The 15,174-nt window shown below is 27.9% G+C and carries 15 protein-coding genes, 1 pseudogene and 1 other annotated feature; of the genes and pseudogenes, 13 read left to right on the forward strand and 3 right to left on the reverse strand.

Annotation, left to right across the window (positions count from 1 at the left end):
- Positions 1 to 99: 99 nt before the first annotated feature.
- Entirely contained in the window at positions 100 to 918 is an 819-nt protein-coding gene (locus tag ABWP20_RS07520; RefSeq protein WP_353095174.1) for a MerR family transcriptional regulator, read from the forward strand.
- Positions 919 to 1,022: 104 nt separating this feature from the next.
- On the opposite strand, the gene ABWP20_RS07525 is transcribed toward ABWP20_RS07520, so the two are convergent.
- Positions 1,023 to 1,391 carry a hypothetical protein gene (locus tag ABWP20_RS07525; RefSeq protein WP_353095175.1) on the reverse strand — a complete coding sequence of 123 codons (369 nt, stop codon included), beginning with the start codon at positions 1,389 to 1,391 and terminating at the stop codon, positions 1,023 to 1,025.
- Positions 1,392 to 1,976: 585 nt separating this feature from the next.
- On the opposite strand from ABWP20_RS07525, the gene ABWP20_RS07530 reads away from it, so the two are divergent.
- From ABWP20_RS07530 to ABWP20_RS07545, 4 genes and pseudogenes are all read left to right on the forward strand, one after another.
- Positions 1,977 to 2,855 carry a peptidylprolyl isomerase gene (locus tag ABWP20_RS07530; RefSeq protein ID WP_353095176.1) on the forward strand — a complete coding sequence of 293 codons (879 nt, stop codon included), beginning with the start codon at positions 1,977 to 1,979 and terminating at the stop codon, positions 2,853 to 2,855.
- A 372-nt stretch (positions 2,856 to 3,227) separates the two neighbouring features.
- Positions 3,228 to 3,482 (forward strand) — a binding site (T-box leader).
- A gap of 41 nt (positions 3,483 to 3,523) precedes the next feature.
- Positions 3,524 to 5,164 (forward strand): methionine--tRNA ligase, encoded by a 1,641-nt coding sequence (metG, locus tag ABWP20_RS07535; protein WP_353095229.1) that lies wholly within the window; start codon positions 3,524 to 3,526, stop codon positions 5,162 to 5,164.
- A 427-nt stretch (positions 5,165 to 5,591) separates the two neighbouring features.
- The gene (locus ABWP20_RS07540) at positions 5,592 to 6,254 is read left to right on the forward strand and encodes an N-acetylmuramoyl-L-alanine amidase family protein (RefSeq protein WP_353095177.1); all 663 of its coding nucleotides are present in this window, start codon (positions 5,592 to 5,594) and stop codon (positions 6,252 to 6,254) included.
- Positions 6,255 to 6,461: 207 nt separating this feature from the next.
- Positions 6,462 to 6,614 (forward strand): annotated as a pseudogene (locus ABWP20_RS07545) (GNAT family N-acetyltransferase); the annotation flags it as partial.
- Positions 6,615 to 6,871: 257 nt separating this feature from the next.
- On the opposite strand, the gene ABWP20_RS07550 reads toward ABWP20_RS07545, so the two are convergent.
- Together ABWP20_RS07550 and ABWP20_RS07555 are read right to left on the reverse strand one after the other, a co-directional pair.
- Positions 6,872 to 7,600, reverse strand: a complete 729-nt coding sequence (locus ABWP20_RS07550) for a sensor histidine kinase (protein ID WP_353095178.1) — start codon at positions 7,598 to 7,600, stop codon at positions 6,872 to 6,874.
- A 553-nt stretch (positions 7,601 to 8,153) separates the two neighbouring features.
- Positions 8,154 to 8,888 carry a LytR/AlgR family response regulator transcription factor gene (locus tag ABWP20_RS07555; RefSeq protein ID WP_353095179.1) on the reverse strand — a complete coding sequence of 245 codons (735 nt, stop codon included), beginning with the start codon at positions 8,886 to 8,888 and terminating at the stop codon, positions 8,154 to 8,156.
- A 390-nt stretch (positions 8,889 to 9,278) separates the two neighbouring features.
- Here ABWP20_RS07555 and ABWP20_RS07560 point away from each other — a divergent pair, with 390 nt between their 5' ends.
- The 8 genes from ABWP20_RS07560 to ABWP20_RS07595 all read left to right on the forward strand — a co-directional run bounded on the left by ABWP20_RS07560 (position 9,279) and on the right by ABWP20_RS07595 (position 14,968).
- Positions 9,279 to 9,428, forward strand: a complete 150-nt coding sequence (locus tag ABWP20_RS07560) for a hypothetical protein (RefSeq protein WP_353095180.1) — start codon at positions 9,279 to 9,281, stop codon at positions 9,426 to 9,428.
- Between the two features lie 138 nt (positions 9,429 to 9,566).
- Complete coding sequence (locus ABWP20_RS07565; RefSeq protein WP_353095181.1) at positions 9,567 to 10,889, forward strand: S8 family serine peptidase; 1,323 nt, start codon at positions 9,567 to 9,569, stop codon at positions 10,887 to 10,889.
- A 167-nt stretch (positions 10,890 to 11,056) separates the two neighbouring features.
- The gene (locus tag ABWP20_RS07570) at positions 11,057 to 11,473 is read left to right on the forward strand and encodes a Fur family transcriptional regulator (protein WP_353095182.1); all 417 of its coding nucleotides are present in this window, start codon (positions 11,057 to 11,059) and stop codon (positions 11,471 to 11,473) included.
- Positions 11,474 to 11,500: 27 nt separating this feature from the next.
- Positions 11,501 to 11,806: a hypothetical protein gene (locus tag ABWP20_RS07575; RefSeq protein WP_353095183.1), complete on the forward strand. Its 306-nt coding sequence runs from the start codon at positions 11,501 to 11,503 to the stop codon at positions 11,804 to 11,806.
- 92 nt (positions 11,807 to 11,898) lie between these two features.
- Positions 11,899 to 12,903, forward strand: a complete 1,005-nt coding sequence (locus ABWP20_RS07580; protein WP_353095184.1) for a metal ABC transporter substrate-binding protein — start codon at positions 11,899 to 11,901, stop codon at positions 12,901 to 12,903.
- A 1-nt stretch (position 12,904) separates the two neighbouring features.
- Positions 12,905 to 13,615, forward strand: a complete 711-nt coding sequence (locus tag ABWP20_RS07585) for a metal ABC transporter ATP-binding protein (protein WP_353095185.1) — start codon at positions 12,905 to 12,907, stop codon at positions 13,613 to 13,615.
- The gene (locus ABWP20_RS07590) at positions 13,608 to 14,435 is read left to right on the forward strand and encodes a metal ABC transporter permease (protein ID WP_353095186.1); all 828 of its coding nucleotides are present in this window, start codon (positions 13,608 to 13,610) and stop codon (positions 14,433 to 14,435) included. The genes ABWP20_RS07585 and ABWP20_RS07590 overlap by 8 nt, the downstream gene beginning before the upstream one ends.
- Positions 14,432 to 14,968 (forward strand): TIGR03943 family putative permease subunit, encoded by a 537-nt coding sequence (locus ABWP20_RS07595; RefSeq protein WP_353095187.1) that lies wholly within the window; start codon positions 14,432 to 14,434, stop codon positions 14,966 to 14,968. The genes ABWP20_RS07590 and ABWP20_RS07595 overlap by 4 nt, the downstream gene beginning before the upstream one ends.
- The last annotated feature ends 206 nt before the right edge of the window (positions 14,969 to 15,174 follow it).

The raw sequence follows: 15,174 nt of genomic DNA on the forward strand, positions 1-15,174 counted from the left end.
TCAATATATAATTTTAAAATTATATATTGACTCTTACACTATGGTATACTCTATACTATAATTGAGCTCAAAAAAACACATATATGTGAGGTAAGATAAATGTTAAAAATAGGTGATTTTTCAAAACTATCAATGATCAGTATACGAATGCTACGTCATTATGATGAGATTGGTTTACTTATTCCCGAAAGTATAGACGATTTTACAGGGTACAGATATTATAGTGAAGCACAATTGCCTCTTGCAGGTCGTATTAATGCCCTAAAGGATATGGGATTTAGTTTGTCGTCGGTTTCTGAGATATTGAGAAGCTATGAAGATCCACAGGCTTTAAAAAAATATTTATTGCTAAAACAGACAGAGATTAGGGAAGAATCAGAAGAAATCAATCGACGTTTACTGCTCATTGAGACTACTATTCGGCGACTTGGAAAGGATGATAGTACAATGAATTATAATGTAACCTTAAAAGAGCTTCCAGAGAGATATGTGGCAAGTGTACGTAAGATGATTCCTGATTATAGTCAGGAAGGGATGCTTTGGCATATTCTCATGGAGGAAACAGAGCCTCTTCATGTGCAAAATGGAGATCCATGTTATACTTTAGCTATTTTCCATGATGGAGAATATAAAGAAAATGGTGTAGACGTAGAAGTCCAAAAATCTGTACGAGGAAATTACAAGGATACGGAAAATGTTAAATTTAAGACTGTTGCTCCTATTCAAATTGCATCAGCTACTTATAAGGGAAGTTATGACCAAATTATAGATGTAAATGAAGCTGTGGCAAATTGGATTCGTGATAATGGATATGAATTTAATGGTTTATCCTTCTGTATTTATCATGTTAGTCCTCATGAAACACAAAACCCTGAAGAATGGGTAACAGAAGTATGCTATCCAGTAAAAAAGAAATAAGATGAGAATAATAATAATCGTCTGTATATTATACAGACGATTATTATTATTCTATTCTATATTAACGTAATATATTTTTCTAAAAGTTTGTTTTAAATTATCCATTAATCATTAACTTGATTTTTAATGCTTTTTCTTACATAATTAATAACTTTCTTTATACAATCTATTATTATACTGAATATAATCATAGTACTGAAAAAAATAATATAGCTATATAAGGTCCTGCCTATTCCATAGATGTATATAATAGTTGCCATACTTATTGCACCAACAAATATAGATAAAGATAATTTCTTTCCCCAACTTATGTCATTATTTTTAAGCCAATCAGGTATTAGAGCAACAGTTGAAAGATATACAAATAAGTAAAAAAATGTGCTAATCTTTAACTTAAAAAATATAAAAATTAAAAAGCTTATAATGAAAGATTCCAATAATGGTTTGCGCAATTCTTTTGCTGAATTTTTCATATAAATCACTCCTCATATACTATCATACCATATTTTACCTGAAGATTTATTGAAATTTCCGACTGTATTTGATAAAACGGGCCCATTAGAAAAAAGAAATCAATTATTTTAAAATAAATAACACTTGGATTTTTATTTGGGATTAAATAGATAGCTGTCATAATTCCGTACTTTTAATTGAATTATTATTAAATTTTTATACTATAGAAAAACTAATTTTACAAGTTCATCATAAGTTTGTTTAAAGAGTATTATTCTAAAAACATTAATTTTTATTACATTTAAGTATTAAAATGGAGAGTGGTATTTAAGTTACTCTCTATTTTTGATTTAAAATAGATTTATTTGTAAATAATTTTGCTAATGCAGATTTTATATAAAGTACCCTCTATATAGTGGAATGGTCAGGGGTATGTAGCATATTCTTTCTAGGTTTGTGAGGCATGATTTCTAAGATTTAAAATATATTTATTAAATTTTACAATAATAACACAAAAAAACCACATTTATGTTATATAATTGATATAATATAATTCTTATATCAAAATCTATTTTAGAAAAGAAAAGATTGGAGGATTTTTAAGCATGATTAAAAAACCAAGTATTTATAAGTACACGATACTAGCAACGATTTTATTATTAATGATGAGTATGACAGCATGCAAGAAAGAAGATATTGTAGCTAAGGTGAATAATGAAGTTATAACAAAAGATGAACTATATGATATATTAGTTGAGCAAAATGGTGAGCAAGTATTGGATTCTTTAATATCTGAAAAAATTATTAATCTAGAAGCTGAGAAACAAAAAATTGAAGTAAGTGAAGAAGATATTCAAAAAGAAATTGAGGAGATCCAAAAGAATTCTGGTGGAGAGGAAGCTTTTAACCAAGCACTAGCATATTACGGATATACCTTAGAAGATTTAAAAGATAATATTACTATGAACTTAAAAGTAAAAAAACTTCTTGAACCTAGTATTACTATATCAGAAGAAGAACTTTCAAATTACTTTAAAGAAAATAAGGATAGTTTTAAACAAGAAGAGCAGGTAAGAGCTCGTCATATATTAGTAGATACAGAAGAAGAGGCTAATGAAGTTTTAGGAAAATTAAAATCTGGAGGAGATTTTGCTGAATTAGCGAAGGAATATTCAAAAGATACATCAAATAAAGAATCTGGTGGAGAATTAGGATTTTTTAGTAAGGGAAAAATGGTACCAGAATTTGAAGAAACAGCATTTAAATTAAAAGTAAATGAAATTAGTGAGCCAATAAAAACAGACTTTGGATATCATATAATTGAAGTAGAGGAAAAGAAAGAAGCTAAAGAAGCAAATTATGAGGAAAATAAGGATAGTATAAAGAATATTTTGTTAGAGGAAAAGATTCCTACTGTATATGATGAATGGTATCAAGGTAAATTAACTGAAAATAAAGTAACAAATTATCTTACAAAAGAATAAAAAGGTGTTTTAGAATTATACACTAACTAATAAGGCACTTAAGTTAATACATAATCATAGGGAGTATATTAATTTAGTGCCTTTTGAAACATATGAATTTGATTGCGATATAAGATTTATTAGTTTATTTTAGATTTTTAGAGTCAAAGAGATTTTTTGAATTTAGAGATAATAACTACAAATGCTGCGTATATTTTAGCAGCTAGAATATGTATATAATTAAAGAAAATTCTTTATTATACTTTGGATATTATAGATAAATTGTAATTTGTTTTACCAAGAAAGTCTTTATATAATCTATGCTCTATATAAACTTTATGAATAAATGATATTTACTTTAACTATAATATAGAATATAATACATATAATAATTAAAATACTTAGAAAAGGAAAGTAACTTTAAGAGTGCTTTTACAGAGAGCTCCTAGTTGGTGAGAAGGTGCAAAGAATATTAAAGTGAAAATGGCCTTGAAGTTGTGCACCGAGATCATAGGATTTAGGCTGCAACGGGTTCACCCGTTATAGTGATAGGGTATAATCACATTTTGTGACGTACTTGATGAGACTTATATCGTGAGATATAGGTGAATTAGGATGGTAACGCGAAGTTAAACTCTCGTTCCTAAGAATATTTCTTAGGGGCGGGAGTTTTTTTATTTATTAAAATAATAGGAGGGAAATATATGAATATTTTTATAGGTGGAGCATGGCCATATGCTAATGGTTCATTGCATATAGGTCATATAGCAGCATTATTGCCAGGGGATATTATAGCAAGGTATTTTAGAGCAAAAGGTGAAGAGGTATTGTATGTATCAGGAATTGATTGTCATGGTACACCAATATCCATAAGGGCTAAAAAAGAAAATATATCTCCTAAAGAAATTGCAGATAAATATCATAATGAATTCAAATACTGTTTTGATAGATTAGGATTTTCCTATGATATATATTCTAGGACCGATGATGAATATCACAAAAAAGAAGTTCAAGATATTATTAAAATATTATATGATAATGATTTAATATATGAAAAAGAAGTAGAGCAATTATTTTGTGAAAAATGTAATCAATTTTTGGCTGATAGATTTGTTGAGGGTATTTGTCCAGTATGTAAAAGTATTGCTAGGGGAGATCAATGTGATGCCTGCTCTACTATTTTAGATCCTCTTGAACTGGAGGATAGAAGATGCAAACTTTGTGGTAGTGAACCAGTAGTTAAAAAGGTAAAACAATTATTCTTTAGGCTATCAAAATTTGAGAAAGAAGTAAGAAAACATCTAGATAAAAGTAAAGGAAACTGGCGAATAAATGCAGTTAATAATACAGAGAGATATTTAAATGAAGGCTTACAGGATAGGGCTATATCAAGGGAGCTTTCGTGGGGAATAGATATACCGATTAAAGGTTATGAGGATAAAAAAATATATGTATGGGTAGATGCAGTATTAGGTTATTTAACTGTAAGCAAAAAATGGGGATTAAAAAACCATAAAAACTGGAAAGAATTTTGGGATAGTAAAACTATAGCTTATTATGTTCATGGGAAAGATAATATTCCGTTCCATACAATAATTTTACCATCATTATTAAGTGGTGCTAGTATTAATAAATTTCCAGATAATATAGTTTCAAGTGAGTATGTTAATTTAGAAGGAAAGAAAATATCCACCAGCAATAATCGGGCAGTATGGATTTCAGATATTATTGAAAGATATAATATTGATTCATTGAGGTATTTCTTTATAGTAAATGGTCCAGAAAAAAGGGATACTGATTTTTCTTGGCGGGAATTTGTTAATAAAAATAATGGGGAATTATTAGGAGTATATGGTAATTTAGTAAATAGAACTTTAGTATTTGCAAGAAAGTATTTTGATAGTGAGATACCAAGAGGTCAACTAGATTATAATATAAAGTCAGAAATTGTTCTTTTATATAAAGATGTTGGAAAATTTATAGAAGGTGGAAATTTAAAAGCATCTGTAGAGAAAATATTTGATTTCATTAGAAGTATAAATAAATATTTTGATGAAACAACTCCTTGGGGTACAATCAATACAGATAAAATTCAATGTATAAATACTATTTATAATTGTTTAGTAGCCATAGGAAATATAGCTAATTTACTCCATCCGTTTTTACCATTTTCATCAGCTAAAGTCAAGTACTGGCTGAAATGTGATTCAGATACTTGGGAGTATATAAATATAGCCATAGGAGAAAAAATAGGTGAGTTTGATATTTTATTTGAAAGACTAGATAAGAAAATAATAGAGGAAGAATTAAGTAAATTGTCTTCAGAATAGTATTATAAAAAGTTAGATATAATTAAATCCCTATAAAAAAGGTTTTTAGTAAAGTCTATTTCTGCATAATATGATATTATACTATATAGCAGGAATAGATTTTTCTATTTTTAATAAGTAGGTGAGTGCATGGAGCATTAAATATTATGATTCAAAGTAGTCTAGGAGATAGCAAATTAACTGCATTACATAGTAGTGGTAACCTGAATATGTCATTGTGAATAAGCGTATAACAGGTGAATTTTTTGATTGATGATGAGAACATATTCTTTAGAGTAAAAACATATTAAGAGAGAAAAGATTTTAAAGTGAAAGTAAAATAGATTTAAAATTTATCGAGGTTGAGGGCTAAATTATATTTGATACTTGAAAATAGAATTAAGCAGAAGATATAAAAAACAATCATTATAATAATGGAGGAAAATTCATGATATTTCGAAGAATACGAGCAGTGATTTTATTAATTATTCTAATATTCATTGGTGTAAAGATATTTCAAGGGTCTTCTATAATAGGAAGCGTTTTGGAGGAAAAGGATATTATCGTAATAGACCCTGGGCATGGTGGAAATGATCCTGGAACAATTGGCATTAATAATATTTATGAAAAAGATATAAATTTAGATATAGCTAAGAAGTTAAGCAAGAAATTGAAATCAATGAATTATAAAGTAATTTTAACTAGAGATACAGATGAGTATATAGATAATACTGAAAGAGCAGACTTGGCAAATAGAAAAAGAGCTAGATTATTTGTTAGTATTCATTGTAATGCTCTTGAAAATAATACTACTGTAAATGGTGTGCAAGTTTTATATTATCCCGATAAAGATAGTAACAAAGATTTAGGCAATGAAACTCTGGCTCAAATGGTATTAGATGAAATATTAATAAATACTGGAGCAGATAATAAGGGAATAGTAGAGAGAGAAGATTTAATAGTGCTTAATCAAACAAAAGTGTCTGCTATAATAATAGAATGTGGTTTCTTAACCAATGAAAAGGAGGCTAATTTATTATTAACTGATAAATATCAAAATAAGATAGCAAATGCTATAGCAGAGGGAGTTAAAACTTATCTTAACTATTGATATCAAATATAAAATTTCAGATTTATAAAGGACAGAATTTTCAAGGATCCATGATGAATTTCCAATAGTTATTGAATAATCAATTGAGCGAAGAACTGAACCTTGTGCAATATAAACATTATTTCCAAGTCTTAAGGTACCGATTAATCTTGTAGAATCATCAATTTTTAAATTTGACATAGTACACCTCCTCATTATGTAGCAGATGAGTTAAATGGTCAAGGTGTTGGAAAATTACTATTAAAAGAGCTTGTTGATTGGATGAGAAAGGAAAATAAAAAGATAATTCCTCTTTGTCCCTATGCGAAAGCACAGATGGAAAAGAATAAAGAATATCATGATATGATATATTCAGTATAGTAATAAAGGGATATAACTTGTTTGAAATAAAAGCGAATAGTTTTTAGTTAGATTAATTTGGAAGATAGTCTTGACTTAATAAAGGTTAGGACTATTTTTATTTATTTTATAGAAAGTATAAGCTTTAATCTATTTTCTTGATTAAAGCTTATACTAAGAATTATATTTCTTGTTTTAGTATGTTTTTATAAATTTCTTTTAAGGCTATTTTTATATAAAAAAACTTTCCATTTAATATATTGATACTAGTTTTAAAATTATAGAGGAATTATAATAGTTACACTATATTCATGTTTTGATTGATCTATAGTAATATTACCATTGTATTTATATACAATATCTTTTACAATATTTAACCCATAACCTGAGTCAATGTTATTTTTCCTATTAAAGTAACGATAGATGTCTTTATATCCTATTTTTGAATAGGAATTTTTAATCTTATAATAGATAAAATTATCTTCCTTTGTAATAACGAGTTTTATATATTTTTTATCTAAAATACAATTAAGATTTGCTTCAATGGCATTATCAATGGTGTTAAATAAAATAGAACTTAAGTCTATATCTTCTACTAATATAGTGGAAGGAATAGTTGCCTTAACGTCAAAGTCTATTCCTTTTTTTGTTGCTTCTAAATACTTATTATTAAGAATAATATCTAAAATATGATTGCCAGTTTTAAGACTTTTAGATACAGAATCCATTTTATACTTTAAAGAGTCTAAATAACCATCACTAATATGATTATTGTTAATGCCTTCCATTACAAGAATTTGATTATTCATATCATGCCATAACTTAGAAATTTCCTTACTTTCTTCTTGAATTTTATTAAAATAATCTTCACTTAACTTGCTGAATAGTTGTTTTGTTGTTTCGTTTCTTAAAGCAATATAAAAATTATAGGATTTATGATGTAGAAAAATTACTATATAGTTAATCATAATTATAAATATACAGAGTACAAAAATTGGAGTTCTCATTAATTCCAAACCCTTTGTTATTGAAATATAAAAGAATGTCAGTAAAGAACTAATTGAGGTTCCTAGTAGAAAAACAATACATAAATTAATGCTATTTGGTAGTACAAGATTATAAGGAATATACTTATTTCCAATAAAATCAACAATTAATAATATGGTGAATTTACTAATTAATATAATGATAAATATATTAAATGTATAGGTAATTGAATAAATGTTGATTTTTATAGAAAATATCTTGGAAATAATCATAGATATAAAAATATCAGTTATAATCTGGAAGAAATAATAGGATAAAATAATTAACAATATACTTAGTCTATTTAATTCGTAAAGGTTCAAAGATAACAGCATTAAAGAGGAAATAATTATAATTTTTATATATAAATTAATTCGGAATATAGTTAGGAAAAATATGGCTAAAGTCATAAATAAAAATATTATTAAACTGTGAAATAGTTTATTCTTTTTATTATGCAATGCTAATTTGTGTATAAGAAAGACAAATATGAAACCATCAAAAAATGAAAGGGTTAACATGTATAATAACTTTTCAGAAATCAAAGCGATCACCTCTCATAGCCTTAAAAGAAAAGAAAGTTTTTTTAAATTTAGATAGGTTTCTACAAGAGATATAAAGTTTGTCGTCATTACTCATAATTACATTATCTTTATTAAATTTACTTATATGATTAAGATTTACAATAATTCCTCTATATAATTCAAAAAAGTTATTGCTTTCTGTATTAAAAGGAAGTTCTTTTGTTGTACGATAATTTGAGGTAAAGGTTTCATTTAAGGTATGAACAATAATTTTTCGATTATATACTTCAATGTATATTATTTCATAAAGCATAAGGTATAAAGTTTCATTTCTACAAGGGAATGGGTATTTGGAGATACAATTATCTATATTATTTATTAGTTGTTTAATTACAATATTAATTTCTGTCTTAAAATATTGCTTTCTAATAAAATTGAAAATTCCTAAATCCAGTATTTTATATATTTCATCATCAAGGCAGGTGATAAAAATATATAATACATTTTTATCAAAGCTTCTAATTCTTTTAGCAGTTTCAGTTCCGCTAATACCTGGCAAGTCAATATCAAAGAAAATCACATCAAATTTCTCTAATGAAGTATTGTAATGCTCTAGAAGCTTTTCTCCTGAGTTAAAACATAATATATTGTATTCTATTATTAAAGGGAAGAGTTTGTTTGAAACAATGTCTTTTAAGGAGTTAGCAAAAGATAAATTATCTTCACAAATAGCGATATTTAACAATTTAATTCACCTCTCAGACAATAACGCTTGCTCCAAAATTTCAACGCTTACTCCATAATGTGGTTGCATGTCCAAAAAATATGTTAATATTATTATACTAAAGATGGAATATATTATCAAATATTATAATAACTTTTGTAGTGTTATTGGTTGGAAATTTTTTATAAGAAAACAGTGGTAAGTGGTAAATGAAAATAAGTACATTAATAAAATCTATTTCATAAATGTATGTCTAAGAAAAATATAAGGGTATTGGCAATTTCTATAATTGAATTAATACATTATATTTTCTTAGAAGCAGATGTGATTCCAATTAAATATAATTTATTATTTATAATTGGAGCACTCTGTTAGTTATTAAAATTAATATGAAGAAAGGGGGGAAATATGATGAAGAAACTATTTTATCAGGGGAAACAGAAAGTAGAAACCATCACAAGAAATATTACAGAAGAATCTCCGAAGATAACATCGGCTTTTATATTTTATGGAACTAAGATGTCGAAGGGGCTTTTGGAGAAATTAAAGGAGGATGGGTGACATTGGATAAAGTTCATGTGCAAAGTAAATGTTTAAGCAGAGGGTTATCGCATAAACTGAAAAAGGGAATAGAGGCAATAATGATTTGCAGATATTTTACAAAAGAAAATTAAAAATAAAAACTAGGGGGTATACAGTATGAAAAAAATATTTAGTTTGCTAATGATAATGGTTATGTTGGTGACTATTGGAATGCCATCCTTTGCTAAAGAATTAAAAGATCAAATGGATTCAGTAATACCAGGGGAATTGATTGTATCAATAGAAAAAACTGACATTGAAAGCAGAATACAAAGTATTAACTCTAGAACTGAAAATCATATTGATGTTATAAATAATGGTGAATTTGAAGTTGAAAGTTCATTGATTTCGTCTTTGTTTGACGATGAGAATAAAGTAAGTAGTCTTAAGAGTAATGATTTTATGGATACAATTATTGATGAAATAGGTTATGTATATTTAGTAAAATATGAAAATACTGATGAAGATGTTCAAGAAGTTATAGAAAAATTAAGAGAATATCTTGAAGAGTCAGGATTAAAAGTAAACTATATAGAACCTAACTATGAAGTTGAAGCGGATGAAGATAATTTAGCTGAAGAGCTAGATGACATGAATGTGACAGGTATTCATAACTCTCAATATTGGCATTACAATATGATAGGTATTCCAAAGGCTTGGGATATTTCAGAAGGAAGCAGAAATGTAAGAGTTGCAGTTATAGATACTGGAATTCAATATACACATCCAAATTTAGCAGATTTTGTAGATAGAGCATCAGGTAAAAACTTTACCACAAGTGATTCATATGATTTTATGGATAGAGCTGGACATGGTACTCACGTTGCTGGAACCATAGCTAGTTATGGACAAGTATCAGGAGTAATGAAATATGCTACTCTAATCCCAATTAAAGTGTTGAATGATAGGGGATCTGGTACAACATATGATATAATGCAAGGATTGCTTCATGCAGGAAATGTAAATGCTGATGTTGCCAACCTGTCAATAAGAGGTTGGGGCTATAGTGAAAGCATGAACCAAGCTTGTGAAACAGTAACTTCGAGAGGATTAATAGTTGTAGCGGCAACTGGAAATGACTATAGAAATGAAATAGGTTATCCAGCAAGATATAAAAGTGTAATCGCTATAGGAGCAGTTGATGAGAAAGGGAAAAGAGCGGATTTCTCCAATTATGGAACTGGTGGAGTTGATGTAATGGCTCCAGGTGTAAAGATATATAGCACATATCCTAATAGTGATTTTGCACTTCTTTCAGGAACTTCTATGGCTACGCCTCACGTAGCAGGTGTTGCAGGACTAATGAAATCTGTAAACAAAAATATAACTCCGGAACAAGCTAGAAGAATCCTTAAAGATACAGCAACATATGCTGGTCCTGCAAACGAATATGGAGCAGGTATAGTTAATGCATATGAAGCAATAAAATCTGTAAGATAATATTAGTATAGGTTTAATTGATAATATATAAATTGAATTAGAGAATTATCTTAAGAGCAATCCTTGGATTGCTCTTTTTTTGAAAATTATTATCATATTCATTGACATGAAATATTACAGATGATAAAATGAAAATGATTTTCAATTTATACTTTATAGGTGATATAATGAAGAAAAGTGAATATAAAACTAAACAGAAAGATATTCTTTTAAACTATATAAAATCCTTAAATAGCGAGCATTTTACTGTAAAACAAATTTATAAAAATTTTAAGGATAATAATCAAAACATTGGAATGACTACTATATATCGTCACCTTAACAAATTAGTCAAAGAAGGATTTGTGAAAAAACATGTCTTAGACGGAGAGACGGAAGCTATTTTTGAATATATAGGTAACTTGAATCACTCTGAGGAGCATTATCATTTTAAATGTGAAAAATGTGGTATGTTAAGAAATTTTAATTGTAGATCATTAGACAATATTCAAGGACATTTATGTGAAGAGCATGGTTTTGATATAAATTCTATTAAGACTATATTTTATGGAACTTGTACTGAATGTGCAAGAAATATAAAATAAATTGAGACTAGAAAAAAGGAGAAGAAAATGAAAAAGCAATTATCGACTAAAAGAATATCTGCTATCTTTTTATGCCTCTGCTTTATTGTTGTGTCTCTTCTTTCTATGATGTACTTTATACAAGAGATTGATCATGATTGTATGGGAGAACATTGTAAAGTATGTTCAAATATTGATTCGGCTAAAAATGTATTGAAACAGTTATCTAATAGAAAAATTGAAGGAGAAAATATAAATACTATTATTTTGCCTTTAACTGTTACTATATTGTTTATTACATATAAAGTTATTATATTTACTCCAGTGAAACTTAAGGTAAGAATGGACAATTAAAAACTTCCATAAAAGGAATACTGAGAAAATCTAAGATTAGCTTAGTATGACCTTTTATTTTTATGCTTAAAATATAAAACTTGGAGGTTTTTATGAAACGAATAATATCTTTTATTCTTATTTTTACAATAATTATTTTTGCCCTTATAGGGTGCAATTCAAATAGTAAAGATAATAAAAATGATGTAAACAATAAATTAAAGATTGTTACAACAATATTTCCTCAATATGATTTTGTACGGGAAATTGCAGGAAATTCTGTTGATTTAACAATGCTTATTAAACCTGGTTCAGAAAGTCACTCTTATGAACCTACACCACAGGATATTATAAAAATACAAAGTAGTGATATTTTTATTTATGTTGGAGGTGAATCAGATAAATGGGTAGATAAGATTTTAGAATCCATGGATATAAGCAATATGAAAATAATATCTCTTTTAGACTGTGTTGATGCAGTAGAGGAGGAGATAGTTGAAGGTATGGAGGATGAACATGATCATGATGAATTAGAAAATGAAGAGGAGATTTCCGAGAAGCTATCAGGACATAATCATCATGAAGAAATTGAATATGATGAACATGTTTGGACTTCTCCTAGAAATGCAATTAAGATAGTAGAACAAATAAAAGAGATTTTAGTGATAAAAGACCAAAATAATAAAAATATTTATGAAGCTAATGCAAAAGGATATGTGAAGAGTTTAATAGATCTAGATAAATTGTATAAAGAAATTGTTTCTAATGCATCAAGAAAAACTATAGTATTTGGTGATAGATTTCCATTTCGATATTTTGCAGATAGTTATGGATTAAAATACTATGCAGCTTTTCCAGGTTGCTCTACAGAATCTGAAGCCAGTGCATCTACAGTTGCATTTTTAATTGATAAAGTAAAATCTGAAAGTATTCCTGTAGTATTTCATATTGAACTTTCAAATGAAAAAATGGCTGATGTTATTTGCGAATCAACTGGTGCAAAGAAATTGTTAATGCACTCTTGCCATAATATTACGAATGATGATTTTATCAATGGAATAAGTTATCTAGATTTGATGAATTCCAATGCTGAAAATTTAAAGGAGGCATTAAAATAATATGAGTTTAATTATTTGTAGAGATGTCTCTTTTGCTTATGAAGGAAAAATTGTTATTAATAATCTTAATTTTCATGTTGAAATGGGGAATTATCTTTGTATTGTTGGAGAGAATGGATCTGGAAAGAGTACTCTTATCAAAGGTCTATTACGTCTAAAGGCTCAAGAAAAAGGAGAGATATTAACAGGTGATGGACTAAAATTTAATGAAATAGGTTATCTTCCACAGCAGTCTATAATACAGAAGGACTTTCCTGCAAGTGTTTATGAGGTTGTTTTATCTGGTTGTTTAAATAACCTTGGATTACGACCTTTTTATGGAAAGAAAGAAAAATTAATTGCGAATAAAAATATTACAAGGCTCGGACTTAATAATATAAAAAATAGCTGTTATCGAGAGCTTTCAGGAGGTCAGCAGCAACGAGTGCTGCTGGCTAGAGCCTTATGCTCTACAAAAAAGCTTTTGTTATTGGATGAGCCTGTTGCAGGTTTAGACCCATTAGTTACACAAGAACTATATAGTCTAATAAAACAAATCAATGAAGACATGAATATTACAATAATAATGGTTTCTCATGATATAGGAAGTGCTGTACAGTATGCAAGCCATATTCTACATTTAAAAAATGAACAGTTATTTTATGGAAAAACACGAGACTATATGAAAAGTGAAATTGGAAATGTTTTTTTAGGAGGTAGGCAGAATGGTTAATATATTAATTGAAATGTTCTCCTACCCATTTTTAGTAAGGGCAGTATGCGTTGGCACCTTAGTTGCTCTCTGCTCGTCCTTATTAGGTGTAAGCTTAGTACTGAAAAGGTATTCTATGATAGGTGATGGTTTATCCCATGTTGGGTTTGGAGCATTGGCAGTAGCTACTGCTATGAATGCTGCACCTCTTAGTGTTTCAATACCAGTTGTAGTTATAGCTGCTTTTTTACTTCTTAGAATTAGTGAAAATAGTAGTATTAAAGGCGATGCTGCTATAGCATTAATTTCAACAAGTTCATTGGCAATAGGAGTTATTTTGATATCCATGACGACAGGAATGAATACAGATGTATGTAACTATATGTTTGGAAGTATTCTTGCTATGAACAAGATAGATATTAGAATTAGTATTGTGCTTTCAGTCATTGTATTGATTCTATTTATAGTGCTATATAATAGAATTTTTGCAGTTACCTTTGATGAAACATTTGCAATGGCAACAGGAACAAATTCTAAAAGATATAATATGATAATTGCCTTTCTTACAGCAATCACAATTGTACTCGGAATGAGGATCATGGGAGCTATGTTGATCTCAAGTTTAATCATATTTCCTGCTTTAACATCTATGCGAGTTTGTAAAAGATTCAAAATGGTTATTGTTAGTTCAGCGATATTATCAGTTATATGTTTTTTGGCCGGAATAGTAATTTCCTATATGTATGCTACTCCTACAGGTGCTAGTGTTGTAGTAGTAAACATTATAATGTTTTTAGTCTATTCATTAATAGGATTTGTAAAAAGGGGGCGTAGGATATGAGAAAATATATGTTTGTAGTTTTCTTAATATGTCTTTCTTTATTTACAGGATGTGAGGAAGAAGAACATTTAATATCAGAACAAAATTCAGATGATTTTACCTATGAAGATAAAGACATAAATAATAATTCTAAACCTGATGGAAATACAAAGAATGAGGAATTGGAAAATAAAGATGTTGAAATAATAGAGATAAAAGAAAAGATGTTTTTGACTCAGATAAACGATATCTATTATAATTTAGATGATTATAAAGGAAAAACAATAAAAGTAGAAGGTATATATTCCACATTTGATTTTGATGAATCTAAAAAGGGGCATATGGTATATAGGAATGGTCCAGGATGCTGTGGCAATGATGGATGGGGAGGGTTTTTACTTAATTATAATGGTGAATATCCAGAAGATAATGCTTGGATAGAAGTTATTGGTACACCAGAAATTATTGAAGAAGATGATTTTCAAGATTTCTATCTTAATGTCACCTCTTTGACAGTATTAGAAGAAAGAGGAGCAGAATTTGTATATCAGTAAGAAGTATTCTTTTTATAAGACGACCATTTGGTCGTCTTTTTGTATAATTGTAAGTATTATTAAATAAACATATATATGAGTAATATTGTATATGATTATTATATAAGGAAGAAATTAAATATATAGGACGGATATATAAGAATACAGATAGATATGTATGAAAGTTTAATATATGATGATTTTGATAATCAATATATATAAATAAT

The sequence above is a fragment of the Tissierella praeacuta genome (genome assembly GCF_040396155.1).
Taxonomy (GTDB): domain Bacteria; phylum Bacillota; class Clostridia; order Tissierellales; family Tissierellaceae; genus Tissierella; species Tissierella praeacuta_A.